Annotated in this window: 20 protein-coding genes; 16 read left to right on the plus strand and 4 right to left on the minus strand. The window is 47.8% G+C overall.

Annotation, left to right across the window (positions count from 1 at the left end):
- The first annotated feature begins 52 nt into the window (after positions 1 to 52).
- Genes MUG84_RS00470 through MUG84_RS00480 form a run of 3 tightly spaced genes read left to right on the plus strand, consistent with a single transcriptional unit; the run spans position 53 to position 4,055 of the window.
- A complete protein-coding gene (locus MUG84_RS00470) occupies positions 53 to 934 on the plus strand; it encodes a carbohydrate ABC transporter permease (RefSeq protein WP_244717586.1) in 882 nt (293 codons plus the stop codon).
- A 24-nt stretch (positions 935 to 958) separates the two neighbouring features.
- Positions 959 to 1,804 carry a carbohydrate ABC transporter permease gene (locus MUG84_RS00475; protein WP_244717589.1) on the plus strand — a complete coding sequence of 282 codons (846 nt, stop codon included), beginning with the start codon at positions 959 to 961 and terminating at the stop codon, positions 1,802 to 1,804.
- 4 nt (positions 1,805 to 1,808) lie between these two features.
- Positions 1,809 to 4,055 (plus strand): FAD-dependent oxidoreductase, encoded by a 2,247-nt coding sequence (locus MUG84_RS00480; RefSeq protein WP_244717593.1) that lies wholly within the window; start codon positions 1,809 to 1,811, stop codon positions 4,053 to 4,055.
- Between the two features lie 257 nt (positions 4,056 to 4,312).
- On the opposite strand, the gene MUG84_RS00485 is transcribed toward MUG84_RS00480, so the two are convergent.
- Entirely contained in the window at positions 4,313 to 5,629 is a 1,317-nt protein-coding gene (locus MUG84_RS00485; protein ID WP_244720843.1) for a catalase, read from the minus strand.
- Between the two features lie 307 nt (positions 5,630 to 5,936).
- Positions 5,937 to 6,332: a DUF2871 domain-containing protein gene (locus MUG84_RS00490; protein WP_244717596.1), complete on the minus strand. Its 396-nt coding sequence runs from the start codon at positions 6,330 to 6,332 to the stop codon at positions 5,937 to 5,939.
- 423 nt (positions 6,333 to 6,755) lie between these two features.
- Between MUG84_RS00490 and MUG84_RS00495 the strand changes: the two genes are divergently transcribed.
- From MUG84_RS00495 to MUG84_RS00530, 8 genes are all read left to right on the plus strand, one after another.
- Positions 6,756 to 7,562 carry a tyrosine-protein phosphatase gene (locus tag MUG84_RS00495; protein WP_244717599.1) on the plus strand — a complete coding sequence of 269 codons (807 nt, stop codon included), beginning with the start codon at positions 6,756 to 6,758 and terminating at the stop codon, positions 7,560 to 7,562.
- 39 nt (positions 7,563 to 7,601) lie between these two features.
- Complete coding sequence (locus MUG84_RS00500) at positions 7,602 to 9,299, plus strand: glycoside hydrolase family 3 protein (RefSeq protein WP_244717602.1); 1,698 nt, start codon at positions 7,602 to 7,604, stop codon at positions 9,297 to 9,299.
- Positions 9,300 to 9,452: 153 nt separating this feature from the next.
- Positions 9,453 to 10,091, plus strand: a complete 639-nt coding sequence (locus tag MUG84_RS00505) for a TetR/AcrR family transcriptional regulator (RefSeq protein ID WP_244717606.1) — start codon at positions 9,453 to 9,455, stop codon at positions 10,089 to 10,091.
- A gap of 278 nt (positions 10,092 to 10,369) precedes the next feature.
- Positions 10,370 to 11,302 carry an ABC transporter permease gene (locus MUG84_RS00510; RefSeq protein ID WP_244717609.1) on the plus strand — a complete coding sequence of 311 codons (933 nt, stop codon included), beginning with the start codon at positions 10,370 to 10,372 and terminating at the stop codon, positions 11,300 to 11,302.
- 18 nt (positions 11,303 to 11,320) lie between these two features.
- Positions 11,321 to 12,208, plus strand: coding sequence for a carbohydrate ABC transporter permease (locus MUG84_RS00515; protein ID WP_244717612.1), 888 nt, complete (start codon positions 11,321 to 11,323; stop codon positions 12,206 to 12,208).
- A 60-nt stretch (positions 12,209 to 12,268) separates the two neighbouring features.
- Positions 12,269 to 13,786: an ABC transporter substrate-binding protein gene (locus MUG84_RS00520; RefSeq protein WP_244717615.1), complete on the plus strand. Its 1,518-nt coding sequence runs from the start codon at positions 12,269 to 12,271 to the stop codon at positions 13,784 to 13,786.
- Positions 13,787 to 13,814: 28 nt separating this feature from the next.
- On the plus strand, positions 13,815 to 16,295 hold the full coding sequence (gene galA, locus MUG84_RS00525) for a beta-galactosidase GalA (protein WP_244717618.1): 2,481 nt from the start codon (positions 13,815 to 13,817) through the stop codon (positions 16,293 to 16,295).
- 496 nt (positions 16,296 to 16,791) lie between these two features.
- Positions 16,792 to 19,149 (plus strand): glycoside hydrolase family 38 N-terminal domain-containing protein, encoded by a 2,358-nt coding sequence (locus MUG84_RS00530; protein WP_244717621.1) that lies wholly within the window; start codon positions 16,792 to 16,794, stop codon positions 19,147 to 19,149.
- Between the two features lie 147 nt (positions 19,150 to 19,296).
- Here the strand turns inward: MUG84_RS00530 and MUG84_RS00535 are convergent, their stop codons facing one another.
- Positions 19,297 to 19,725: an exosporium protein C gene (locus MUG84_RS00535; protein WP_244717624.1), complete on the minus strand. Its 429-nt coding sequence runs from the start codon at positions 19,723 to 19,725 to the stop codon at positions 19,297 to 19,299.
- A 251-nt stretch (positions 19,726 to 19,976) separates the two neighbouring features.
- Here MUG84_RS00535 and MUG84_RS00540 point away from each other — a divergent pair, with 251 nt between their 5' ends.
- Entirely contained in the window at positions 19,977 to 21,122 is a 1,146-nt protein-coding gene (locus tag MUG84_RS00540) for a DUF2264 domain-containing protein (RefSeq protein ID WP_244717627.1), read from the plus strand.
- A 114-nt stretch (positions 21,123 to 21,236) separates the two neighbouring features.
- Here the strand turns inward: MUG84_RS00540 and MUG84_RS00545 are convergent, their stop codons facing one another.
- Positions 21,237 to 22,124, minus strand: a complete 888-nt coding sequence (locus MUG84_RS00545; protein ID WP_244717631.1) for a fructose bisphosphate aldolase — start codon at positions 22,122 to 22,124, stop codon at positions 21,237 to 21,239.
- Between the two features lie 257 nt (positions 22,125 to 22,381).
- On the opposite strand from MUG84_RS00545, the gene MUG84_RS00550 reads away from it, so the two are divergent.
- From MUG84_RS00550 to MUG84_RS00565, 4 genes are all read left to right on the plus strand, one after another.
- Positions 22,382 to 23,299, plus strand: coding sequence for an NAD(P)-dependent alcohol dehydrogenase (locus tag MUG84_RS00550; protein WP_244717634.1), 918 nt, complete (start codon positions 22,382 to 22,384; stop codon positions 23,297 to 23,299).
- 463 nt (positions 23,300 to 23,762) lie between these two features.
- Positions 23,763 to 25,022, plus strand: a complete 1,260-nt coding sequence (tyrS, locus tag MUG84_RS00555; RefSeq protein ID WP_244717638.1) for a tyrosine--tRNA ligase — start codon at positions 23,763 to 23,765, stop codon at positions 25,020 to 25,022.
- A 335-nt stretch (positions 25,023 to 25,357) separates the two neighbouring features.
- Entirely contained in the window at positions 25,358 to 25,561 is a 204-nt protein-coding gene (locus MUG84_RS00560; protein ID WP_244717641.1) for an aspartyl-phosphate phosphatase Spo0E family protein, read from the plus strand.
- A gap of 620 nt (positions 25,562 to 26,181) precedes the next feature.
- On the plus strand, positions 26,182 to 26,382 hold the full coding sequence (locus MUG84_RS00565) for a cold-shock protein (protein ID WP_136605620.1): 201 nt from the start codon (positions 26,182 to 26,184) through the stop codon (positions 26,380 to 26,382).
- The last annotated feature ends 51 nt before the right edge of the window (positions 26,383 to 26,433 follow it).

Consider the following 26,433-nt stretch of genomic DNA (forward strand, 5'->3'; position numbering starts at 1 on the left):
CGTCCTGGCTTGCTAGACTGAGGACATCAAATCAAGAAATGAGGCGAAACGCATGAACAACCATTGGATGAGAAGGCAGCGCAGGCTGGGTTACGTCTTTATCGGGCCCAGCATGATCGGCGTGCTGCTGTTCTTTCTCATTCCGGCCGCATTCTCTCTCGGCTTGGTCTTCACGGATTACAAATTCATGAATCCCAAGGCCGGGTTCGTCGGCCTCGATAATATCACCCGGATGCTGCACGACAAGCTGTTTTACCAGTCGCTGAAGAATACCGTCCTCTTCCTCGCGGCGGTTCCGGTGTCGATTGCGCTCGGCTTTGTGGTCGCGGTCATCCTGAACCAGCGGATCTATTTGAAAAAACTGCTGCGCGCCCTGTACTTTATGCCGTACATCACGAGCGGGGTAGCCGTCGCGTTCGTCTGGATGCTGCTGTTCCAGCCGAAGCAGGGGCCGATCAACGGATTCCTCCGCAGCATCGGCATCGAGCATCCGCCGGGCTGGCTGTCGACCACCACGTCTTCGATGTTCGCCATCGATATCATCTGGATATGGTTCCTTATGGGCTATAACATGATCATTTATTTGGCCGCGCTGCAGGAAGTTTCACCGGAGCTAATGGAAGCCGCGAAAATCGACGGCGCGCGACCAGGCCAACTGCTCCGGAAAATCATTTGGCCGCTCGTCAGTCCCACCACGTTCCTGCTGCTAGTGACCGGGATGATCATGACGATCAAGACGTTTGGCATCATTCAGGCGACGACGCAGGGCGGACCTGGGAACAGCACGACCATCCTGTCCCTGTATGTCTATCAGAACGCCTTTCGGTATTACGACATGGGCTATGCCGCCACGATATCGTGGGCGCTGTTCATCATCATCTTGATCATCACCGCGATCCAATGGATCGGCCAAAAACGTTGGGTCCATTATTAAAGAGAAAGAGAGGCCTTAAGCATCATGGAACTCAAAAAACGACTTCTGACCGGCACGCCGGGCAGACTGCTGGTGACGATTATCATGCTGGCGCTGGCAATTGTCATGATAATGCCTTTTTTATGGATGATCAGCACGTCCCTGAAAACCCCGACAGAGGTGTTCAAATACCCGATCGAGTGGATTCCCGCGCATCCGACTTGGGAACATCACCTCAAGGTGTGGACCGGACCGAAGAGCTTCGGCACCTATTACCTGAACTCGCTGAAGATCGCCCTCATCGGCATGGTTGGAGCCACGTTCCTGTCCGCCTTTGCGGCATACGGCTTTGCCCGGATCGAGTTCAAGGGGCGCAATGCGCTGTTTATGCTTTATTTATCCATGATGATGGTTCCCCCGCAGGTGCTGTTCGTGCCCAAGTTCATCATGTTCGAATGGGTCGGCATTTACAATACGCATTTGGCGCTGATTCTGCCCGGCCTGTTCACGATTTTCGGCGTTTTTATGCTTCGCCAGTTTTTTTTGTCCATTCCCCATGAGATTTCCGAGTCGGCCTTCATCGATGGGGCGGGACATTTCCGGATTTTCTTCCGGCTCATACTGCCTCTCGCCAAACCGGCGTTGGCCACCTTGGCCATCATCGATTTCTCTTGGCAGTGGAACGATTACGAGAACGCACTGGTCTTTCTGATCGACGAGCGGCTGTACACCATTCCTCTCGGGCTGCAGAACTTTATTCTGGAAAATACGGTGGACTATAACGGCATGATGGCCGCGGCGTCTGCGGGCATTATCCCGATGATCATCGTGTTTGCGATTGGCCAGCGCTACATTATTCAAGGTTTAACCAACTCTGCGGTGAAAGGGTGAGAAGATGAAAACAGAGACGATACGAAGCGACGTTACCGTGATCGGCGGCGGGTTGGCGGGCGTCTGTGCCGCCATAGCGGCGGCAAGACTGGGCAGCAAGGTTGTGGTCGTGAACAACCGCCCGGTCCTGGGCGGCAATTCCAGCAGTGAAGTGCGGGTATGGGTGTGTGGGGCGACTGCGCACGGCATCAACCGGTACGCACGGGAAACCGGCATCATGGGCGAACTGTTCGTGGAGAACCAGTACCGCAACCCAGACGGCAATCCGTACTTGTGGGATTTGGTCATCCTGGAGGCGGTCCGGGCGGAGCCAAACATTACGCTGCTACTTAATACCGACGTGAATGAGGTCGAGGCTGACGGTCCGGAGGAGAACCGAATCATCCGGTCGGTCACCGGCTGGATGATGGGCTCCGAGCGGCGCATCCGCTTGGAAAGCCTGGTCTTCTTGGATTGTACCGGCGACGGTCTAGTCGGCTTTTTGGCCGGCGCCCGGTACCGCATCGGCCGGGAAGCCGCCTATGAATACGGGGAAGCTTGGGCGCCGGAGGAAGAGGACAGCATCACATTGGGCAGCACGCTGCTGTTTTATACGAAGGATGCAGGGCATCCCGTCCGGTTCGTGCCGCCGTCCTTCGCCAAGGACATCACGCAGACTACGATACCGATCAAGCGAGTTATTCGCAGCGGCGACTCGGGCTGCCATTATTGGTGGATCGAGTGGGGCGGCGAACTGGATACGGTCCATGACAATGAAGTGATCCGGGATGAGCTGTGGTCGGTCATTTACGGCATCTGGGACTATATCAAAAATTCGGGGCAGTTTGAGGCCGACACCATGACCCTGGAATGGGTCGGCTCCATTCCGGGAAAAAGGGAATATCGCCGCTTTGTCGGCGACTATGTTTTGAATCAGAACGACATCATTGCACAGGAGCCGTTCCATGACCGCATCGCCTTCGGCGGCTGGTCCATTGATCTGCATCCACCACAGGGGATGTATGCCGAGGCCAGCGGTTCCAAGCATATGCACGCGGACGGCAACTATCATATTCCGTACCGGTGCTTATATTCGGCGAACGTACGAAATCTGCTGTTCGCCGGTCGGAATATCAGCGCTTCCCATGTGGCGTTCGGCACGACGCGCGTCATGGCGACCTGCGCGGTCATGGGGGAAGCGGCCGGTACCGCAGCTTCGCTGTGCGCTGCAAAGGGCGTGACGCCGCGCAACATTTACCACTCGCATCTGCAAGAGCTGCAGCAGACGATGTTGCGGCAGGACGCCTCCGTTATCGGCCTGCGGCATGAAGATGACCGGGACCTGGCACGCCTGGCGAAGGTTTCGGCATCATCGGTCCGCAGCGCCATCGGCATCGATAAGCCGCTTACCGCCGTTCAACTGAATCGGGCTGCCGCGATTTTGTTTCCGGTGGAGCCGGCGGTGGAAGGGTTGGAACTGCTCGTAGACGCGACCGAAGATACCCAGCTTATCGTGGAAGTATGGGACACCGGCCGCCCGGAAAATTACGTGCCGTACTCGAAGGTGGCTGAAGCCGAAGCGGCTGTCCCCAAGGGCGAAGCGCAGTGGATATCCCTGCCGCTCACTTGGGTGCCGAATACGCCGCAGAATGCCTTTGTCATCATTCGCGAGAATTCGAGCGTCAGCCTGTACCGGGCGGCCGAACCGCTCACCGGCGTCCTCGCTTTTGAGAAGGGAGCGGTCCCTAACGCGGCGGCCGAACTGGAGGACCATGACGAGAATCAACTCGTCGTGGCCTGGAGCATGAAGGCGCTGGTTCGGCAGCTGTTCTGCTTCAAGGTCAAGGGCGCGACCGATGCCTATTCACCGGAGAAGGCGGTCGGCGGATACAAACGTCCTTTCGGAGGGCCGAATCTGTGGGTATCGGATGCCATCGGACCTGAGGATGAGGCTTGGCTGCAATTGACATGGGAGTATGAAATATCAATGAAGGAAATCATTCTGACGTGGAACGACGATGTGAACGAGGACCTGATCAATCTTCATCATCATCGCACGTCATTCGATATCATTCCTGAACTGGTTAAGTCGTACCGGATCGAGGCCCGCATTCAAGGGGAGTGGAGCACGATCGCTTCCGCTGAGGATAACCGGCGAAGAAGCAACCGCGTTGAATTGAAAGACCCGATCTTTGCCGATGCGCTGCGCGTCGTCATCGAAGAGACGAACGGCGCTCCCTGTGCGGAATTGGTGGAGATTCGGGTGTATTAACTTGAGGCAGCTGATCCCACATAATCGCCTATAGTGATACCTATATTTGCAACGTCATCGCCATCATTCCGGAGAATACAACTCGTGAAACAGATGATTTTGAAATAACGAATGCAGAATTATGAAAACAGTAAAAAAGAGCCCTGATCTTTGGGAATTGTGTTCATCTCGAACGCATCATCCAGAGAGAGGGCTTTTTATAAATGGAATCTACCATGAATTCCATAGTTAAGACGGTCTTCCGAGAATTTTCGTAATTACTCTAATGATTTCGTTCCAATATGTTTAGCAACCCTTTCTCCCAGCTCCGGCGATGCATTGTATAGATAGCTTAAGACAATGCGCTGCGTTTCAGGGGATATACCTGTAAGATCGGCAGCAAGGTTATCCGCCAAGTGTTCTTGCTGCGGAGCAGAAAGGGAGCGGTAAAACTGGCCAGCTTGCGTAAAATCATCCGCTTTGGACAGGCTGGACCGTACAAGTCGACCCTCCACATAACGGCCGCTGCCGCTGGTCACAAGGGAAGCGGGCGACCAGTTTTCCTGATGATTGACCGGGATTTTGCGAAAATCGGGTCCCAGCCGACGGCGCTGCGAATCCCAGTATATATTGGCCCGTCCTTGCAGTATTTTATCGTCCGACAACTCGGCTCCTTCCAGAAGATTGGATGGTGAAAAGGCTAGTTTTTCCACCTGCTCCATATAGTTATCCGGATTGCGATCGAGTACCAGGCGGCCAACCGGCTGCAAAGGATATTGCCGTTCATCCCAGAGTTTGGTGTCATCGAGCGGATCGTATGGGAGATTAGCCGCGTCATCGGGATTCATCAGCTGCACGTAAAGCCCGTAATCGACGTTTTTTCCAGTCGCGATTGATTCATATAGTTCCTTGCCTGCAAAATCGGGATCTTTGCCGGCCAGCCGGGCGGCTTCGTGACGATCGATGTACTTCTCGCCGGCAAAAGGGATCCAGTGGTATTTCACATAGGTGCGAGCGCCTTGCGCGTTTTTCCAGACATAGGTATTCACGCTATGACTTTTCATGTGACGGAAGTTTTTTAACGTGCCTACGTCGGAATAGAGCCAGACGAGAAAATGAGTGGATTCTGGCGTCCTGGCTATGAAGCTCCAAAGCCGTTCAGGGTCGATCAGGTTGTTTTTTGGCGAAGGCAGAAAGGCTTCGATGAACTCCGGAAAGCGGATCGAATCCCGGACGGAAAAAACGGGGATATGATTGCAGAGCAGATCGAAAATACCTTGTTCCGTATAAAATTTAGTCGAAAATCCTCGTACATTGCGGGAAGTATCCGGAGTGCCTTTTGTGCTTACGGCAAAGGAAAGCCTTACTGTAACAGGAACCTGCTGACCAGGGGTTTGCAGAAAGCAAAGCTTGGTGTATGCCGCCATGGAATGCACGGTCTGAAAGTATCCGAAAGCGCCATAGCCTTTTACGTGTACGGGCCTTTCCAGAATTTTGGTATGTATAAAAGTTTCCAGCGTCTCGTGTAAAATATTGTCCTGTTCCAGTACGGGACCCCGTTCCCCAACCGTCTGTGAATGTAAAGCTGCCTGCATATCATCTGCCCGCTGCGTGGGGAAATCAGCTTCGGGAAGCGATTCTTTAGCCTTTATGTTTGATTGTGGTCCTTCCATGTTTCGACCTCCCATCTTAGTACTCTAAGGTACAATATGGTTTGTGATAATTGAATGCGATTACCGCTATATTATATTGCGGACGGCTGCGATAAAGTCCGTTTAAAAATCATTCCTGTAGTAATTTACACGCACAAATATTCCTTTTACAGGAATATTCCTTGAAAGGTGCATCCGGAAAATATAAAAAGAGCCGCCTGAGTATTTCTCAAGCCGCTCTTATTTGATTCTATTTAATACGTTTACCAAGCATAATGACAAACCAGATTAAGGCTCCGGCCAGGATGGTATGGCCTAGACCTGCAATGTGCGGCAGGAAGCTAATCTCAGTTCCATTGATTTGCAGCATACCACGGGTACCCATCGCACCAATCGTCATAAGTAAGCCAATATTATATACAATGTACCAAGCGTTAAAGGATTTGACTTCATGTACATCAAACAGCTTGCTGATGATGAGTGCAATGAGGAAGAAGAGAAATCCAAGCACCAGAATGTGGGTGTGAACTCCTACCAGGACAGTATGTCCTGTAAAATCACTGTTTTTGGTAATTTCGCGATAAAAGAGACCGGATAGCAATCCCAAAACCGCATAGAAAAAAGATGCATAATATAGCTTTTTCATTTAGTCTAACTCCTTTATATTATGTAATTACCTAGAGTCTAACATGGGAATATGAACCACATATGAACTAGATGTTACAAAGTGAAAAAGTTCACTAATTTGTTAAAAGAATTGTATTTACTCGTCTTACTTTGTCAACGAAGACCTATCTGAAACCGCAAGAAAATCATGGGAACTAATAATCGGATGCTCCTTTCTTACAAAGAGGGCATCTTTTTTTATGGCCAACTTAATCATTTCTTTACATGAATTTGATGATGCGCTAACATATCGCAAGTAAACTGAGGGTGTTAACCGATAGTAAACCCCTACTTCTGATGTATATGTCATCGGGGCTTGGTTACAGCTCACAAGTGGCAAAAGGGCAGCTGATGCCACTTTTCAAGTCGGTTATACACAACTAAACATAATGAGGTGGCTTATATGCAACGAGTAATTCCATTGGAAGGCACGCATAACTTTCGAGACATGGGCGGTTATCAAGCAACGGATGGCCGTAGAGTAAAATATGGCCTTTTTTTTCGTTCTGATGAACTGACAGGTTTGTCCGAACAAGATATAGAGACTCTGCGAACCTTGAATATCAAAACGATTTTCGATTACCGCAGCGATCATGAAGCGCGAATAAAGCCTGATCCGGTTCTCGCTCATGTGACTAATGTACGGATTTCAGCAAACCCAGAAAACCAGCATGAACGAATGAATATGCCGGTCGAGCCTAAAAGCAAGGATCAACAAGGTCATTTTCTGAAGGATTTGGCCCAAAGCGATTTCTTTAAAAACTTTCGTGCGGAAACCTACATGTTGGAATTGTATAGCAAGCTTCCGATTAACAATCCTTCGTATAAGCGATTAATGGAGATGATCCAGAAGCCAGATCATTTGGGGCTAGTGCACCATTGTACGGCGGGTAAGGACCGAACGGGAGTCGGGTCCGCTCTCATATTGCTGGCGCTTGGTGTTTCGGAACAAACGGTCATGGAAGACTATCTTTTAACGAATGAAACGATGAAAGTGTTCAACCGGAACATTCTTGAGCGGATAGCTGAACATGCGGATGATACGGTTTTAAGCAATTTAAATCATATGCTCGCGGTTAAAGAAGAGCTTATGAAAGCCGCTTTCGAATCGATCAAGAAGACGTATGGAAACTATGACGCCTATTTTGCCGAGGAGTTCGGCTTAACCGAGTCCAAACGGGAGGCGCTGCAAATCTCTAGCTTTGAATAACGGGGAGAAGCATTTGATGCGTTAGGGGAGGAAAATGCTTTGGTAAACATAGCGGCGAAGCCGTTTTATTTACAAGATGAGGACATTCTGTGGGTTCAAGAGACGTTGGCAGCGATGGATGTAAGGGAAAAAATCGGACAGTTGTTTTGCACGATCGGAATGACAGAGGACCGACAACATTTGCAAGCGTTAATCCAGAACATGAAGCCGGGCGGCATTATGTTTCGGCCTGGCCCAGGAGGGCATATACAGGAAGTTCATCATTTTTTGCAGGCAAGCTCCAAAGTTCCGATGCTAATCGCCGCGAATTTGGAGGCAGGCGGCAACGGGAGTGCTTCCGACGGCACCTATTTTGGCAAGCAGATGCAGGTTGCCGCAACGGATAATGATGATATGGCATACAAGTTGGGGTTCGTAGCTGGCAGAGAGGGACGAGCCGTCGGCTGTAATTGGTCGTTTGCGCCGGTCGTTGACATTGATCTCAATTTCCGCAATCCGATCACGAATGTGAGAACGTTCGGATCCGACGCGAAACGAGTAGCGAGAATGGCCAAGGAGTATACAAGGGGCGTTCGGGAGAGCGGATTAGCCGTATCGGTAAAGCATTTTCCGGGTGACGGTGTGGATGAACGGGATCAACATCTTGTAACCTCAGTCAATTCACTCTCTGTAGACGAATGGGACAATACGTTCGGCATGGTTTTTCAGGAACTCATTGAAGCGGGAGCCCAGACCATGATGGTCGGTCATATCATGCTCCCTGCCTATTCGCGTTTACTTGTTCCGGGTATCGAAGAGAACGAGTTAATGCCGGCTACTTTAGCTCCCGAACTGCTCCAAATACTACTCCGCCAGCAACTGGGCTTTAACGGTTTAATTGTCACTGACGCTTCGCTGATGGCCGGCTTTATGATGGCAGAGAAGCGGGAGATCGCGGTACCGAGATCGATCGCGTCCGGTTGCGACATGTTCTTGTTTAACAAGAATATAAACGAAGATTTTGCATTCATGATGAAAGGCCTTGAAAACGGCATACTGACGATGGAAAGGGTAGACGAAGCGGTGACGCGCATTTTGGCGCTGAAAGCTTCTCTTGGCCTACATAAGCAGCAGCAGGAAGGAACGCTTGTTCCCGGACCTGAGCAATTGGCGAACCTTCAATCGGAAGAACATGTGTCGTGGTCCAAGGAGTGCGCCGATCAATCGGTGACGCTTGTCAAGGATACGCAAAAGCTGCTACCTATTGCCAGCGACACCCACAAACGAATACTGCTCTATGTGCTTGGTGATAGCGAAGGCCACCGCAGCAAACCGATTGGTCATTATTTTGCAGCGAGATTGGAAGCAGAAAGCTTCGTTGTTACCATTTTTGACCATAAAAATGTAGACTTCAGCGCTGTGTTCAAGGGAGTAAATGAGCTTCGGGAACATTACGACTTAGTCATCTATCTGGCCAACATCGAAACGGCAAGCAACCAAACGACAGTGCGTATCAACTGGGAGCCGATGATGGCTGCAAACGTGCCTTGGTTTATTCAAGAACTGCCAACCGTGTTCATCTCTGTCGCCAATCCGTACCACTTGCTTGATGTCCCACGCGTTCGAACGTTTATTAACGCTTATACAGGGAGCGAGGTGGTCATTGACGCCGTTGTCGACAAGCTGCTGGGAAGATCAGATTTCAAAGGCGTAAGTCCCGTAGACCCTTACTGCGGCTGCTGGGAAGCAAAGCTGTAATATGCATAGAAGCGGTTATTTTCGTCTTTTCTTTTGCTTGGACGAATTGATTGCTATGTCGGCGGATAACGTGATAAACTTGGAGGCAAAACACAAGATTTCATAATTTTAATGCAATAATCGAAAACTATAAATGGATAAAAGGTGAGTTAGGTGCAACCGAAATGGAAGGAGCAACTGGAACAGCATAGGAACCAGCGGCGAGAAGACATTATTCAAGCTGCGAAGGAGTTGTTTATCACACATGGCCTGACCAAGGTTACGCTCAAGGACATTGTGGAGGCCTGCGGGATAAGCAAAGTGACGTTATATAAATATTTCCGCTCTCTGGACGAGATTATTTTTGAAGTGGAAATTGAGATACTGAGCGCCTGGCTGGAGCGGACCAACCAAACCGTCCACCAGGGCAAAAGCGGGTATGAGAAGCTGCAGTCCCTTTTGAAGCAGGGTGTGGATTCGAAGGATAATGCGGACGCTATTAGATTTATCGCGATGTTCGATACGCTGTATCAGGAAGAGTACCCGACTCCTGAACTGGAAAGTCGGTTCCGATCGTTTTTACGGAGTGGTCCGCACCCGTTTTTGGCGCTCCTTCAAGAAGGCGTGGCCGATGGGTCGATTCGTCAGGATATTGATGTCAAAGCGATAGGCTACACCATAAGCAATATCGTGATCGCGACCAGGCAACGGATGATACTGCGAGGGAAGCTGCTGCACCAGGACCAGGATGTTGACCCGGCCATCGTGCTGAAGCATATGGCGGATATGATTCTGGCTTATGTGAAATCATAGGACAGTATCCTCAAATAAAAAATCGTCGTAAGACTATACAGCAAAGGTGCTTATCTCCAATGGAGAAAGCGCCTTTTTTTGTTCTAGCAAGACCTAACTCCTGCGCCTGAGACGACATATTTATCCAGCTAGAATTTTAACAATTGGTTTACATATCGTTGACACAACTATGATAATTAGATTTTATACTAAGGGTGTTTACTAGTGGTTAACCAATACGTACTACCAGTAAATGGAGAGTGGGCGACAAGAATTTGAATTGGGGAAGGGTATGTTACATGACACAACGAACTGCAGTCAAAAGGAAAAGCAAAGTCAGGAAATCCGGCGTGCTGCTTCTTATGATGCTTCCAGGAATTATTTACCTCGTAATCAACAATTATTTACCCATGTTTGGAGTCGTCATCGCGTTTAAGGACTTCAACTATACCAAGGGCATTTTCGGCAGTGATTGGATCGGCTTCAAAAACTTCGAATATCTCTTCAAGACATCCGATGCTTTCGTTATCACAAGAAATACGATCCTTTACAATTGCGTCTTTATTATTCTCAATCTGATCATCGCGGTAGGCCTGGCCATCCTGCTTAATGAAGTGAAGAAGCGCTTCTTATCGCGTTTTTACCAAAGTGTCATTCTGCTTCCGTATCTGATCTCCATGGTCATCGTCGGTTATCTGGTGTTTGCAGTCTTCAGTATGGATAACGGACTCCTGAACAAGACGATCCTGCCGATGCTCGGCATCTCCGAGATTCCCTGGTACAGTGAGGCGAAATATTGGCCCTACATCTTGACGATCGTACACATCTGGAAGAGTGCAGGTTATCTGTGCGTGATCTATCTGGCAGCAATTATCGGGATCGACAAAGAGTACTATGAGGCCGCAACCATTGATGGGGCGGGAAAATGGATGCAGATTAAGCGCATAACCTTACCACTTCTGATGCCGGTGGTTACGGTGATGACGCTGATGCAGATCGGGCGCATTTTCTATTCCGATTTCGGCTTGTTCTATCAAGTGCCGCTTAATTCGGGGGCGCTGCAATCGACGACCAATGTCATCGACACTTATGTTTACCGTGCACTTATGAATCTTGGGGATATCGGAATGTCATCTGCAGCTGGGCTGTACCAGTCTTTCGTCGGCTTTCTGCTTGTATTCATCTCTAACTATGTGGTTAAGAAAATAAACCGGGATAATGCCTTGTTCTAGACTAAAGGAGCGAATGAGTTGAAAACGAAAAATTTGATCTGGCAATGGGTCGTTAACATCATTCTGACCCTGATCGCTTGCTGCTGCATCCTGCCCTTTGTCCTGCTGTTCACTTCTTCCATCACGGATGAGCAGGAAATGTATCGGCATGGGTATTCATTGTTCCCGGAGAAGATCAGTTTTGATGCATACACGTATTTACTGCAGGATGCTGGAAAAATCACGCATGCTCTTAGCATCACCATCATTGTTACGGTAGTCGGAACGGTTACCGGCCTGATTTTGACCGCTTTGCTGGCATATCCGTTATCGCGAAGTCAACTGCCGTGGCGTAATTTCTGGTCATTCTTTGTGTTCTTCACGATGCTGTTCCATGGTGGGCTGGTCCCCACGTATCTGGTGTATACGCAAGTTTTTGATATGAAAAACACCATCTGGGCGCTTATTGTGCCAGGACTGCTAATGAATGCCTTCTATGTCATGCTGATGCGCACTTTTTTTGCCACCTCTATTCCTGAGCCTGTGATCGAATCGGCCAAAATCGACGGAGCAGGTGAATTTGGAACCTTTATCAAGATTGTGCTGCCGTTGTCTCTCCCGATTCTGGCGACAGTCGGTTTATTTCAAACCATCAATTATTGGAATGATTGGTTTAACGGCATGATCTATATCACGGACAGCAAGCTTTTCAGTTTGCAGAACTTGTTAAACAGGATCCTGCTTGATATTCAGTATTTGGCTAGCAGCAACTTTGGCAATAGCCAGGCTGATCTTGCGGCAAGCGCACCGATGGAAACCGTACGCATGGCGATGGCGGTGATCGGCGTCGTTCCTATACTGGTGGCGTATCCCTTTTTCCAAAAATATTTTGTTAAAGGACTCACCGTTGGTGCAGTCAAAGGATAAGGCTACATTCAGTCTTGCACTGGTTAGCATAAAAAAGACAAGCTATGGGAGGCTTCAAGGATGAGAAGGAACAAACAAGGAAGAAAAGCGGGGCTAGCGGTACTATCGACCGTAATTGCTTTATCCATGGTGCTGGCAGGCTGCAGTTCCAAGAAAGAATCAGAAGCGGACAAGCCGTCCAGCGGAAACGGGCTCGCTCCTTACGAAGTGACGGTGGCCTTCTTTGGAAATGAGCAGAAGGATATGCTGGAAGTACAGGATGCGATGAACAAGATTACGAAGGAGAAGATCAATGCAACAGTCAAGCTCATGCCGATAGCTATGAGTGCTTACCAGCAGCAGACGAATCTGATGCTAACAGGTAATGAGAAGATCGATCTGATGATTACTTCCTCTGGCTTAAACTATAGTACGCAGGTGGCCAAGGGGCAATTGAACCCGATGAATGATCTGCTCGATAAGTACGGCGAGGGTATTAAGAATGCACTCGACCCAGACCAGATTGCCGCCTCCCAAATTAACGGAGAGAATTACGCAGTTACAGCGGTAAGGGACTTGGCTTCGGACTACGGGATTCTGATGCGCAAGGATTTGCTAGATAAATATCATATTGATCCCGGCAAGATCAAAACCATCGATGATCTGGATGCCGTGTTCCAAGTGATTAAGGACAACGAGGCCGATATGGTGCCGCTTGTGGCGAAAAATCCAGGAACCGCTCCGTTCAATGCCGGATATATCACATATGACCCGCTAGGCGGAGGAGTTGGCGTGCTGCCGAATTATGATAACAACTTGAAAGTTGTAGATTTCTATGAAACCAAGGAATACGCTGATCAATTGAACACAATGCATCGCTGGTATCAGAAAGGATTTATGCTGAAGGATGCCGCAACAAGCAAACAGGATGGCCGAGAAATGGTTAAAGCGGGGAAAGCATTCGCTTACTTCTCCAATCTCAAGCCGGGAACAGAAATCGAGGCGTCACGAAAAAGCGGCAAAGAAATGACGGTCGTGCGGCTGACAGATGCTTATACCACGACAGATTCCATACAGGGCATTATGTGGGCCATTCCTAAAAATTCTCAGGATCCAGCGAGAGCAATGATGCTGCTCAATCTGCTGTATTCCGACAAGGAGTTGTACAATCTGTTCACTTGGGGCATTGAGGGTAAGCATTATGTGAAGAAATCCGATAATGTCATCGATTATCCGCCAGGCGTAGACATCCAGAATCTTGGCTACAACTTTGGCACTCCATATATGTTTGGAAACCAGTTCCTGTCTTATACCTGGACAACGGAAGATCCGGATATTTGGAAGAAGATGGACGAGTTCAACAAGAGCGCCAAGAAATCCAAGGCACTGGGCTTTAGCTTCGATGTCGACAAAGTCAAAACAGAAATGGCTGCCGTTAACAATGTACTGACGGAATACCGTGTAGGTCTGGAGACAGGAACACTCGATCCGGCAGAAAATCTGCCTAAATTTATTGACAAGCTGAAGGCCGCAGGCAGTGACGTTATTATTAGCGAGAAGCAAAAGCAGCTTGATGAATGGGCGAAGAGCCGGAAATAGGATTCAGACGCAGAAGGAGCCGTTGTTTATGAGAACCAGAGAAAATTTTGATCGAAACTGGATGTTTCACTTCGGTGAGGTAGGGAAAATTACCAAGACGGTGAAAAAAGCCGGCATGATCGCCGGGCTGACGAATGCGCTGGGGGAGGAAAGACATGAGCCCTTTGCGATCGGCGAAGCTGCACGTATGACCCAGAACGCCATTCGAGAATTAACGGGCGATCCAAACTTCGAGATTTCCCAAATTTACGGCTCGGATACGCCAAAGGATAAGATCACAGGCTGGGTGGGCGTTGACCTGCCGCATGATTGGCGGTTGGAACAGCCGTACAATTCGGAAACCGGAGGCGCGTTTCAAGGTTATCTGCCCAATGGAGTGGGCTATTACCGCAAAGTATTTCAAATTCCGCAAGAGGATGAAGGCAAGAAGATCATAATCGAATTTGACGGTGTGATGCGAAGCAGCTCGGTATGGGTAAACGGGTGCTTCGTCGGCGACCATCTCAGCGGTTATACCAGCTTTCATTATGACATCACGGACCTGCTGAAATATGGGGATGACGAAGGGGATAACATTATCCTGGTCCGAACGGATACAACCGGCGGCGATGAAGGCTGGTGGTACGAAGGCGGAGGTATCTACCGCCATGTCTGGTTAACCAAATATGATTACCTGCATGTGGACCGATGGGGAACCTTCGTCAGAACCGAGCGAATTGACAATGAATTGGCGGCGATTACGGTTGAAACGACGGTAAGCAACGAATATCCACAGAAGATGAAGTACGGCATCCGAACGAGTATTCTGAATCCGGATGGGGAACTCGTCGCCATCACGGAAACCGACTGCGAAACACCGGGAATCGACAAGCAAACGGTTCTTCAATCCGTTCAGGTGGCGAATCCGCTGCTCTGGTCGCAGGACACGCCGCATCTGTATGAGGCCGTGACTGAACTGCTGCACGAAGGGCAAATTGTCGACACGTATCGGACCATCTTCGGCATCCGCACGGTGGAATACCGTAGGGACGGATTATACCTTAACGGCAAGTACGTACTAGTGAAAGGCACTTGCAATCACCAGGATTTCGCTGGCGTGGGCATCGCGCTGCCGGACCGTGTGCATGAATATAAAATCAAACGCTTGCTGGAAATGGGATGTAACGCTTACCGCTGTGCCCATCATCCGCCGGCCCCGGAGCTGCTCGATGTATGCGACAGACTCGGGATGCTGGTTATGAACGAGAACCGGATCACGGAGAGTACGGAGACCAAGCTCAATGATCTGAAATCCATGCTGTACCGTGACCGCAACCATCCAAGTATCTTTATGTGGAGTCTCGGTAATGAAGAGAAGATCAGCGGGAGTTATCAAGCCAAGCGGATGCTGAAGCGCACTCAGGATTTGACGAAGCGAATCGATCCGACCCGTCCTGTTACGGCGGCCAATCTAAGTCAGGAAGGAATGGACATCGAGGTCAATGGCGCTAATTATGCCGAGTCCATAAAAGGAAGCCAATCGCTCGGTGAATGGTTCCAGTCCCATCCTGAAGCCAAAGTGCTGAATACGGAGAATGTCTCCTTCTTCTCTGCAAGAGGCGTCTATGAGGATGACCGAGAAGGCGGGCGCTGCTCCAGCTACGGCTCGAAATATACGATGTTCGGCAAGGAGATGGATGTAGGCAATCTTGGCGGAGCGGGTGGTACGTCAACGCCTGAACGAAGCTGGCACTATTTCTTAAATCATCGTTTTTCGGGCGGCTTGTTCGTGTGGACGGGTTTTGATTATCGCGGGGAGACGACGCCATTCCAGTGGCCGTCTGTGCTATCGCATTTCGGAATCCTAGATTATTGCGGATTTGCCAAGGACTCTTACTATTTCTATCAATCGATCTGGAAGGACGATCCTATCGTTCATCTCATGCCGCATTGGAACTGGCCAGATCGGCCGGGACAGCAGGTGGAGGTCCGCGTGTATACCAACTGCAGTGAAGTGGAGCTGGTACTGAACGGCCGAAGCTTGGGCAAGAAGAAAGTGAATGCGGAAATGGGCGAGCACACATTATCGTGGCAGGTAGCCTATGAACCCGGTCTTCTCGAAGCCATCGCTTATCGGGATGGTATGGTGGTAGCTACAGAGCGGAAAGAGACCACGACGGAAGCATATTCTGTTCACTTGGAGGCTAACCGGTCGGAACTGAATGCTGACGGCCAGGACGTATCCATGGTCACAGTTTCGGTGAGGGATCAATCGGGAAGGATAGTCCCAGCTGCTAATAATCTGATCCAATTCCATGTGGCGGGTGAAGGCAAGCTGCTTGGTCTGGGGAACGGAGACCCGGGATGTCACGAGCCGGATAAAGGAGATACGAGAAGCTTATTCAATGGCTACGCTCTGGCCTTGATTCAGTCGCTGGATGGGGAAGGGGAGATACGTATTGAAGCGTCTTCGGAAGGGTTGGTGCCGGCTGTATTGACCCTTCAGTCCCGGAAAGAGCTAGCGAATTGAACGATTGCCTTCTTATCTGAAACGCCACTTCGTTATCGAAGTGGCGTTTCTCATTTATATGGGTCTGTGAATCTGAAGTGGATGGGTTCATCCGCAAGGTGATGCTGATGTCCTGATTATACAAAAAAATGACTTTAAGCTTCAAAGACAGCGTCTTTTCCAAAAAAGTACAATGTTTATGGGTGATTGCTGCTAACTTCGGTCTGAGAAGCTCGACATCGTTGATTTTAAGGGACCTGTTACCCTGAAATTAAAGAAGTACATAATGGAAAATTGAAATCAGGGAGTGATAAGATTTCCGTTACCGGCTGCAGTGGGGAGGGGAATGGAATAACCCTGAGACTGCGCTGAGGAAGTGCCTCATCTTAAATACGGAGCTTCCAGCATTCCGCACGAAAGAGTCCAGCCCGCAACTGAAACCTTAGATATTTGATGTGAAATTTTCTTTACTCTGCATTGAATATGATTTCCATAATAAACAAAGGAGAGAGCAGCAATGCAAAGCAGAAATCCCTTTACATTATTTGTCATTCAGCACGCGCATATTGACATCGGATATACGGAACGTCAGGAAGTTATTACAGAGTACCAAAAACAGTTTATTGAGCAGGCCGTCGACATGGCACTTTCCCCTGCGCAGCAAACCCGTGACGCCAACACCCAATTCAAATTCATGTGCGAAGGCTTTTGGGCGGTGGAACAGTACTTGTCCAAAACGGGTTCGGTCGGAAAAGCGCGGTTGGTCGAGGCGATAAAAAACGGTTCAATTGAATTGAGCGCGTTTTATTTGCATCTTACCGAGCTTCTGGATGAGGGACACTTGAGAGATACCTTGAAGCCGGCGACGGAGTTTGCACGCCGGGAAGACGTGCCTCTGGTTAGCGCCATGGCTTGCGATATCAACGGATTCTCATGGGGGATTGTCGACGCGCTTTATGAAGCGGGCATCAAGTATTTATCGACCAACATCAACACGCACCACGGCGGCTGCCCTTTCGGTAAACCAAATGTGCCGTTTTATTGGGAGTCCCCTAAAGGGAACCGCATTTTGGTGTGGAACGGCTTGACTTATCACAAGGCCAATTTGTTGGGAATCATGCCCGGTTTCAATTATGTTGGCCACTACGGGATTCCAGGCATGGAAGTGCCGGAAGGTGGTGAGTATATCGACATTCAAGATGTGTCAGTCCCGGAAAAGACATTATTCTCACTCGTTGATGGGCTGAGAAAAAATGGATATGAATATAGTTTCATACCCTTGATGGGTTCAGGGCTGTATACCGATAACAGTCCGCCGACAGATAGCTATTGTGAGTTAATTAGGCAATGGAACGACAAACATGGCGATCAGATTTTCATTCGCACCGTTACGCTCTCCGAGTTTTTCGCGCACCTTGAGAAAGAGGTTTCGAACATTCCGGTGTTTCGCGGCGATTGGAATGACTGGTGGACGGACGGTGTCATCTCCACGGCGCTTGAGACATCCCTGTTTCGCAATGCGCAGCGAATGAAGCGCATAGCGGAACGTTTAGACCCGGAACGTCGATTCGTTTCGGAAGACCAATTGAAAAGCGTGACGAAGGAACTCGTTTTATATGCGGAGCACACTTGGGGACATTCCGCGTCTTTAGGAAGACCAGCCGACTTTCGAGTGCAGCAGCTGCTGATGCGCAAAATCAAGTATGCGATAGAAGCGGACCGATTGGCATGCACGGCTCTGGATACCGTTCTTGCCGGCAAAGGCCAGGGAGCGTTTACTTCACGTCGTCCATTTGCCTTCAAGGTCATCAACCCTTCGATTGAACCAAAAACGTCTCTTGCTTATTTACCATTGGATTATTGGGAGAATCCGATCTTTAAGAAACAACTAAGAGTAGTCGATGCGCAGGGAAGACAATATGAGTTTGAACGGGTATGGCATTCGCTGCGCGGACAAGAGCTTTGTATCCAACTTGCATTAGAGCCACTAGAGGAGCGGGAACTGACGATCGACGTTCTCGATTTGCCCAATGGATCTTCCGACTCAGTTGCTCAAAAGGTTGTTTCGCAAAAATTCGAGAACGACTTGCTGCGGGTGGAATGGGACGATGATCGAGGCATCTATTCGGTGCTGCATAAACCGAGCGGAGCTGATTTGCTCCAGGAAGGCGGACCGGGGCTATGTACGCCGCTATATCAAGTGTTCAATGGCGCAAATCGCTGCGATCCAGCCGGATTCGGTTACAGTGCCCGGAAAATTCCCGAGGATAAAATTAGCCGCGGCGAACTAAAACTTGTCACGTGTACCGGCAGCAACCGTATGTTTGAAACTTGGGAATTTGAATATGAAGTTCCCGGAGCGCATTCGTATACGGTGGAATTTAAGTTTTACCGTTCACTCTCCCGGTTCGACATTTCCATTAAGTTGAACAAGGTAAATATTTTGGATCCGGAAGGCATGTATGCGGTGTTCCCTTTCCAAGTCGATCAAGGCATTTGGCACTTGGATAAAGCGGGTGCGGCCATACGTCCCGGTATCGATCAGCTTCCGGGTACTTGCTGCGATTATTATAGCGTGCAAGAAGGGGCGGCATTGGTCGGAAGCGGTCTAGGCATATCGCTCAGTACCCAGGATGCGCCGATGGTTCACATCGGCAAATTGCGCTTATGGAATTATTCGGAACATATTGAGCCTACAGGCACTTTATACTCCTGGCTTACCAATAACAAATGGGATACGAACTTCAAAGCCGCATGCGGAGGCTTCTATGAGTTTCGTTACACGGTCGATGTCCATCAAGATTATGCCGATTCCTATTCGGCGATTCGTGCTTGCCAGGAAAACAATTATGATTTTCTCGCAATTAGGAAATAACGATAATTTTAAGCACGTATCTATCGCTGGCAGCGATGAAATCAGCGGTCAGCTCCATATCAAAAAAACGCAACCTAATACAGGTTGCGTTTTTTGGTGGAGCTACGCTAACAATACATGAGAGAGTGTGAGAGTAAGGAGAATAAATTAGGTTCTCGTTTGAACAGCCAGACCACTGAAAGAAATTGGACCAACAACATCAGCTCTGGTATTCGCAGTCCGGTTCTCGGCTGTTACTGTGTAAACATGAGTACCTGCTTTTACATTTCGATCGACCGCTTGAAAAGTAACTGCATAGTTTTGTTCGGATCCGGCAGATTCAATACCCTGTTGTGTATTGAAAATTTCTACTCCGTCACGGAAGATTCTAAAGAGAATTTGAACAATACCTGTAACACCTTTAACACCAACTGTTGCAACTAATTCAACCCGGTTGGGTTGCGCATTTACAGCAGGTATTTTTATTTGAATTGTTGCTATGCGCGATCTGCCAGGCGAACGTCTGATAATAAATGATGTTGATGGGTTGAAAGTGCGTCGTGGCTGAACGGCAGCTTTATCAAGTACACGTACCAAAAGAATCATCTCCTCCTGTTTAGATATTTCCAAAATATGATGGACAAACGGAGAATGATTGGATGATTCCATATTATTTCTAGAAAAAAGGCAAGTATAAGAGTGGTAATAATGGCAGGAAGGAATTTTATGTTCATTATTTCTTTTATTGAAGCAGGTTTAAGATTGCTAGATAAAGAAGTTCACTTATGATAATAAATTTCAAATCATAAAAAGCTACTCATTTTCCAAAAAAGGAGAATAGATTAGAAATGGACGGTAGAGAACAGCGTAAATATTGGCTTAATACAATGCTGTTAATCGGTGATCCAGTGTTAACTGCTTTGACTCAAAGGAAACTACACCAGAAATTGCCCCGGGATTTTAACAGTGGACGGAATAAATTTGCTTACCTCGAAGCTTTCGGAAGATTGGCCTGTGGAATGGCTCCTTGGCTTGAGCTAGAGGATTTGGAAGGCGAAGAAGAAGCTAAAAGAGTCCATTATACGGAAATGATGCTGGAAGCAATCGATGCAGCTACCGATCCATCTTCTCCGGATTATATGGATTTTGAAACGATGGGCCAACCGCTAGTTGATGCGGCATTTCTTGCCCATGCGCTTCTACGTGCTCCTAATCGAATTACTGCCCAGCTTAATGACCGGGTTAAGTGTAATTTGGCTTCTGCGCTAAAGAAGACTCGCCGGACAGCACCACACAGGAATAATTGGCTGCTTTTCAGCGCTATGGTGGAAGCGGGCTTATATATATTGGGTGATCCAGAGTATGATCGAATGCGTGTGAGTTATGCAATACATATGTTCATGGATTGGTATAAAGGCGATGGGGTGTACGGTGATGGGGAGGATTTTCACTGGGATTACTATAACAGCTTTGTTATACAGCCAATGTTAGTTGATATTATTTCAATTTTTGAACGTGAGTCGAAATCATATGCCGAATTAAAACCGATAATACTGGATCGCGCAAGGAGGTATGCCACTGTTCTTGAACGTTTGATTGCGCCAGACGGGACCTATCCTATCACTGGTCGTTCTGTCACTTATCGCTTCGGGGCTTTTCAGCTTCTCTCTCAAGCAGCGCTTCAACATTTTTTGGATGAGAATCTTCCGCCTGCACAAGTGCGGTGTGCACTATCTGCAGTTATCCGACGGATTATGGAGGCGCCAGGAAATTTTGATGATCATGGTTGGCTGCGTCCTGGTGTATATGGGTATCAACCTGGGCTTGCTGAAGAATATATTAATACAGGCAGCCTCTACCTGTGTGCGGCAGTGTTCCTTCCTCTTGGGCTTTTACCCTCAGAACATTTTTGGGCAGAACCTAATGAGAAATGGACCTCTCAAAAAATTGCATCTGGTGAGGATATGCTAAAAGACCATGCATTAAAAATCTAATGAAGTTGTAATCGGCGCATAAGTCTCTAAGAATTCAAAAACGACCCCGAGCTTTGATAAAGTTCGGGGTCGTTATATCATATGCTGGATTCACTTTGATGGACAAGTTCCCTTTTATTTAATAGAAGCCTCATAGATGGCTTGAACGGATTGTGACAGCATCACGTTGAATTCATCGTTTGATTGATCTGCGTTCAGTCCCTGCGATAAGGCACGCGAGAAACTGGCGATGAGTCCGTGATTATGTGCCAGCTTTTCGTTGGCTTCCGCTTGGGAGTAACCGCCTGACAAGGCAACAATCCTTACGACATGTGGATCCTCCATTAAATCGCTATAGAAGTTGTCTTCCGTCGGTATGGATAGTTTGAGCATAACTTTGACGTCTTCATCAAGAGTAGATAATTGAGACGAAATTTCATCCTTCAATAGTTTTTCAGATGTAGCCTTATCTGCGCTGTAGATATCCACTTCCGGCTCGATAATTGGAACCAGGCCCATCTCTGCGATCTGTTTACCGATGGCGAACTGCTGCTCTACGACTTTTTTGATTCCGGAAGGATTGGCTTCCTTAATCACCGAGCGCATTTTCGTTCCGAAGATGCCCCGTTCAGCCGCCCGCTTCAAAAGGTCATTTAAGCCGGAGATTGGTTTCATGACCTGAACCCCGTCTTCAAGATCGGCGAGTCCTTGATCGACTTTTAGAAAAGGCACAATGCCTTTCTTCTCCCACAGATAATCGGCAGTATATTGCCCGTCAATGAAACGATCCATCGTGTTCTCAAAAAGAATCGCACCCAAAATGTACTGGGAATCAAACGCGGGACTCTTGATGATGCGCGTTCTCATCTCGTGAACCAATGCATACATCTCTTCTTCACTAGAATAGAGGTCTTCTTTAACGCCATATTGCAGTAGAGCTTTAGGAGTACTTCCACCGCTTTGGTCCAAGGCCGCAATAAAGCCCTCCCCCGTATGGATTCGATCTAATTGTTTAGTATTCATGAATGCTTCTCCTTCCTTTTGGTGGACTGAATGACATCTTGAATTGTTTAATTATAGCACTTTTATTTGCAGATATATAATCTAGGTACGCGTGGCATCACAACTAGCAACATAGTCAAAAAAATGCAAAAGGGATATACCCGCAAACCGTCGAACATACACATACATATCAAATCGCTGCAGCATCAGCGCAGAATGGTGGTCATCAATACCTTGCTGCGTATATACTCATTGAAAAGTGAGTTTGGAGGAAACCCATGAAAGCAATGGTATGTACAAAATACGGCTCACCAGATGTTCTGGAGCTGCAAGAGATAGATAAACCTGTTCCCAAAGACAATGAAGTTCTAGTGAAAATTGTTACAACGACGGTCAATTCGGGAGACTGCAGAGTCCGCGGATTACGTGGTCCCCTTTTGTTGAGGATCGCCATGCAGTTGATCATGGGTCTTCGGAAGCCAAGACAGCCTATACTCGGAGTGGAGTTGGCGGGAGAGATCGAATCCACGGGAAAAGATGTCACGAAATTTCGGGCAGGCGACCGGGTCTTTGCGTTTACCGGAATGAAATGCGGCGCTTATACAGAGTATATTTGCTTGCATGAAGATGGGCTGCTCGCCATAAAGCCGGACCGTGTGACCTTTGAGGAAGCCGCAGCTGTCTCTTTTGGAGGAACGACCGCTCTGCATTTTTTTCGGAAAGCAAACATCCGTCAGGGTCAAAAGGTTCTGATCTATGGAGCTTCCGGAGCGGTAGGGACTGCCGCAGTGCAGCTTGCCAAATATTATGGAGCCGAAGTTACCGGGGTATGCAGCACTGCAAATGTAGGCTTGGTGCGGTCTCTTGGTGCCGGCAAGGTCATAGATTACTCGAAAGAGGATTTTACGAAAAGTGGAGAGCTTTACGATATGATCTTTGATGCGGTTGGGAAAAGTTTGAAATCCAATTGCAGGAAAGCATTAGTCCCTAACGGGAAATACGTATCCGTCGTAGGTCAAGGGGTGGCGAAGGTGCTTCAGGAGGACCTAATGCTGCTCAAAGAGTTGATGGAGACAGGTAAGCTGAAGCCCGTCATCGATCGGCGCTATACGCTGAAGAAAATTCCCGAGGCCCACAGATATGTCGATCAAGGACATAAAAAAGGATCTGTCGTCATCATAGTAGCTGAATCATGATGCCTATAGTGGAGGATACTCTGGCCATCTTATGGACCCTGATGATCATCTGTAGGAAGTAGTCAGGAATCCGGAATGGAAACTCTAGGATTGACATCCATTTACGATTTCAATATACTGTCTGTAATCTTATACACGATGTACGTTGAAAGAGCCCAGTAGCAGCTTGGTCCCTGTTCTAGAAAGCCGGGGGTTGATGGAACCCGGTACATATCAAGCTGACGAATTACACTCTGGAGTCACCCGGGTAATGCCGGGCGGAAGCGGCGAACGATAACTCGCCGGAGAGCGGCATGAATGGTGCGCGAACAGCGCAAGGCCCATTGGTGCAATCTGGGTGGTAACACGGTTAACTAATCGTCCCTATGTCAATAGACAAGGGGCGATTTTTTGTTTTTCAACGCGGAATGAATGATTCGTTATTTCGTTATAAGGATATCCAACAATTTAGGGAGTGGTAGCTGTGAATATTATCGACGAACTGGAATGGCGCGACGCCATCAATCAACAAACGGACGCTGAAGGACTGCGGGAGCTGACGAATTCCAAATCGATCTCGCTGTACTGCGGCGTTGACCCGACGGGCGACAGCATGCATATCGGTCATTTGATTCCATTCATGATGCTGAAACGTTTCCAGCTTGCCGGTCATCGTCCGGTCATTCTTATCGGTGGCGCAACCGGTACAATTGGCGATCCAAGCGGCCGTCAAACCGAGCGTTCACTGCAAACGCTGGAGCAGGTTCAGTCTAACGTGGAGTTGCTTACCGAGCAAATGAAAAAGCTGTTCGTGACCGACGGCGACAATCAGATTCGCTTGGTCAACAACTACGATTGGACGCATAAAATCAATGTGATCGAGTTCCTGCGCGATTACGGGAAAAATTTCAGCATCAATTCGATGCTTGCCAAGGACGTCGTAGCGAGCCGGCTCGATAGCGGCATTTCCTTTACCGAATTCTCGTACCAAATCTTGCAGTCGCTGGACTACCTCCATCTGTTCCAAAATGAAGATGTTCAGCTGCAAATCGGCGGCTCGGACCAATGGGGCAACATCACCAGCGGCCTCGATCTGATCCGAAAAAAAGAAGGCGCTGAAGCCAAAGCGTTCGGCCTTACGATTCCGCTGATGCTGAAAGCCGACGGCACGAAGTTCGGCAAAACCGCAGGTGGAGCGATCTGGCTTGATCCGAACAAAACGACGCCATTTGAGTTCTACCAGTTCTGGGCAAACACCGACGACCGTGATGTCGTGAAATACTTGAAATACTTTACGTTCCTTTCCAAAGAGCAGATCGACGAGTTGGCCGAAAAGGTGCAGACGGAGCCGCATAAACGCGAAGCGCAAAAAACACTGGCCGAGGAAATGACGAGATTCGTGCACGGCGAGGAATTGCTTGAGCAGGCGAAACGCATTACAGCAGCCCTCTTCAGCGGCGATATTAAATCGCTGACAGCCGATGAAATCGAGCAGGGCTTTAAAGAGATGCCGACTTTCGAAGCCACGCAGGAGACGAAAAATATCGTCGATTGGCTGGTTGATCTGGGCATTGAGCCATCCAAACGTCAGGCGCGCGAGGATATTACGAAAGGCGCGATTTCGATGAACGGTGAGAAAGTTACCGATTTAGAGCTGGAGGTATCAGCTAGTCAGGCTATCGGCGGCCGTTTCATTATTATTCGCAAAGGCAAGAAAAATTACAGCTTGGTCAAAATGTCCTAGCGGTCACATTCATGAGAAGCTTCCCTTGAATCCAGAGGGAGGCTTTTTTTTGCGGAAATTGAACGTAAATATTTGTAGTCTACATGCCGTACCAGCCGTTTCTCGGAAGATTATTTCAAACAAAATTGAGAATTATAGAATTTTTTGTTATTGACCATTGTTAATTACTGACATAATATTACTTGTATAAGGTTTTCGACCATAATATGTATTGGCGGGGGTGTTTTATAGTAAGAGACGGCCAACTATGAATCGTGAAAGAAATATGATGCAATGTGTAACGTGAACTTGTGCAGTCTTAACATAAAGCAGGATTGGATGTGGAGAGAGATTTTATGGATTTATTGAAAAAATCAAACGCTACGGAGTGCCTCCTCGAGATCGAAAGGCAACGGCTTTATGAAATGGCCGATCAATACGGTGATATTTGGAACCCGAATGTGATCAAGCAGTCTATGATATTGGACGAGATCATTAATAACTATAATAAAATCTATCATAAAATGAATATAGATAAAAAACACAAAAATCCGATCTAAAGTTTTATTAAAAATGCGAGGATTTCCAATTCAATCAATAATAATAAGTGATTGGATACAATGTTAAATATTTTATTGGTGAAAAAAGAATGGATAGAGGTTTCAGAGAAGATCTGAATTCTATCCATTTCTTTTTGTTTTTTACAGCAATAATTTTGTTTTGTAAATCGACTTTCGTTTATTGAAGACATAATTACATTTGTTCTTTTGTCCAAAGAGATGACTTCAATCTGTTTTTTCATAGCGGCTACGTTAGATTCGGTACGTACCAATAAATTCAAAGAACAATTCGGATTGTCCAGCGATATCATTTTCTTACTCCTGGGATTAGGAATCATCGTATTAACCAAAAACGCAATAATATTACCATATTATGGATTGTTGCGGTTTTTAATTTAAGAATAACGATACTGAACTAATCAGCATATGGAAACAGCCCAATCTAATTCCGTTTAACAAACAACTCAAATAAATTGCTATCCGTTCAATTTACTGTTATTCTAATAAAGAATTATTTTTGTTCGGAGTGAAGGATAGCATACGTAACAACTTTCGTCTTGATGATCCTGAGAGCAAGGATAGTAATACATGTGTCGTTATCACACTAGGAGGCAATAACAATGGAACAAGGTACAGTAAAATGGTTTAACGCAGAAAAAGGTTTTGGATTTATCGAACGTGAAGGCGGAGAAGATGTATTCGTTCATTTCTCAGCTATTCAAGGCGAGGGCTTCAAATCTCTTGACGAAGGTCAAAGAGTTACTTTTGACGTAGAAAAAGGTCAACGTGGACCCCAAGCTACTAATGTTCAAAAAGTTTAAAAAAATGACAATAAAAAACAGACTCTTTTTTAAGAGTCTGTTTTTTATTGT

Source organism: Paenibacillus mangrovi, assembly GCF_022898935.1.
In the GTDB taxonomy this organism is placed as follows: Bacteria; Bacillota; Bacilli; order Paenibacillales; family Paenibacillaceae; genus Paenibacillus_AQ; species Paenibacillus_AQ mangrovi.

Coding starts and splice junctions, on each gene's coding strand:
- MUG84_RS00470 (WP_244717586.1), top strand. CDS start 53: ATGAACAACCATTGGATGAGAAGGCAGCGCAGGCTGGGTTACGTCTTT.
- MUG84_RS00475 (WP_244717589.1), top strand. CDS start 959: ATGGAACTCAAAAAACGACTTCTGACCGGCACGCCGGGCAGACTGCTG.
- MUG84_RS00480 (WP_244717593.1), top strand. CDS start 1,809: ATGAAAACAGAGACGATACGAAGCGACGTTACCGTGATCGGCGGCGGG.
- MUG84_RS00485 (WP_244720843.1), bottom strand. CDS start 5,629: ATGCAGGCAGCTTTACATTCACAGACGGTTGGGGAACGGGGTCCCGTA.
- MUG84_RS00490 (WP_244717596.1), bottom strand. CDS start 6,332: ATGAAAAAGCTATATTATGCATCTTTTTTCTATGCGGTTTTGGGATTG.
- MUG84_RS00495 (WP_244717599.1), top strand. CDS start 6,756: ATGCAACGAGTAATTCCATTGGAAGGCACGCATAACTTTCGAGACATG.
- MUG84_RS00510 (WP_244717609.1), top strand. CDS start 10,370: ATGACACAACGAACTGCAGTCAAAAGGAAAAGCAAAGTCAGGAAATCC.
- MUG84_RS00520 (WP_244717615.1), top strand. CDS start 12,269: ATGAGAAGGAACAAACAAGGAAGAAAAGCGGGGCTAGCGGTACTATCG.
- galA (WP_244717618.1), top strand. CDS start 13,815: ATGAGAACCAGAGAAAATTTTGATCGAAACTGGATGTTTCACTTCGGT.
- MUG84_RS00530 (WP_244717621.1), top strand. CDS start 16,792: ATGCAAAGCAGAAATCCCTTTACATTATTTGTCATTCAGCACGCGCAT.
- MUG84_RS00540 (WP_244717627.1), top strand. CDS start 19,977: ATGGACGGTAGAGAACAGCGTAAATATTGGCTTAATACAATGCTGTTA.
- MUG84_RS00545 (WP_244717631.1), bottom strand. CDS start 22,124: ATGAATACTAAACAATTAGATCGAATCCATACGGGGGAGGGCTTTATT.
- MUG84_RS00550 (WP_244717634.1), top strand. CDS start 22,382: ATGAAAGCAATGGTATGTACAAAATACGGCTCACCAGATGTTCTGGAG.
- MUG84_RS00560 (WP_244717641.1), top strand. CDS start 25,358: ATGGATTTATTGAAAAAATCAAACGCTACGGAGTGCCTCCTCGAGATC.
- MUG84_RS00565 (WP_136605620.1), top strand. CDS start 26,182: ATGGAACAAGGTACAGTAAAATGGTTTAACGCAGAAAAAGGTTTTGGA.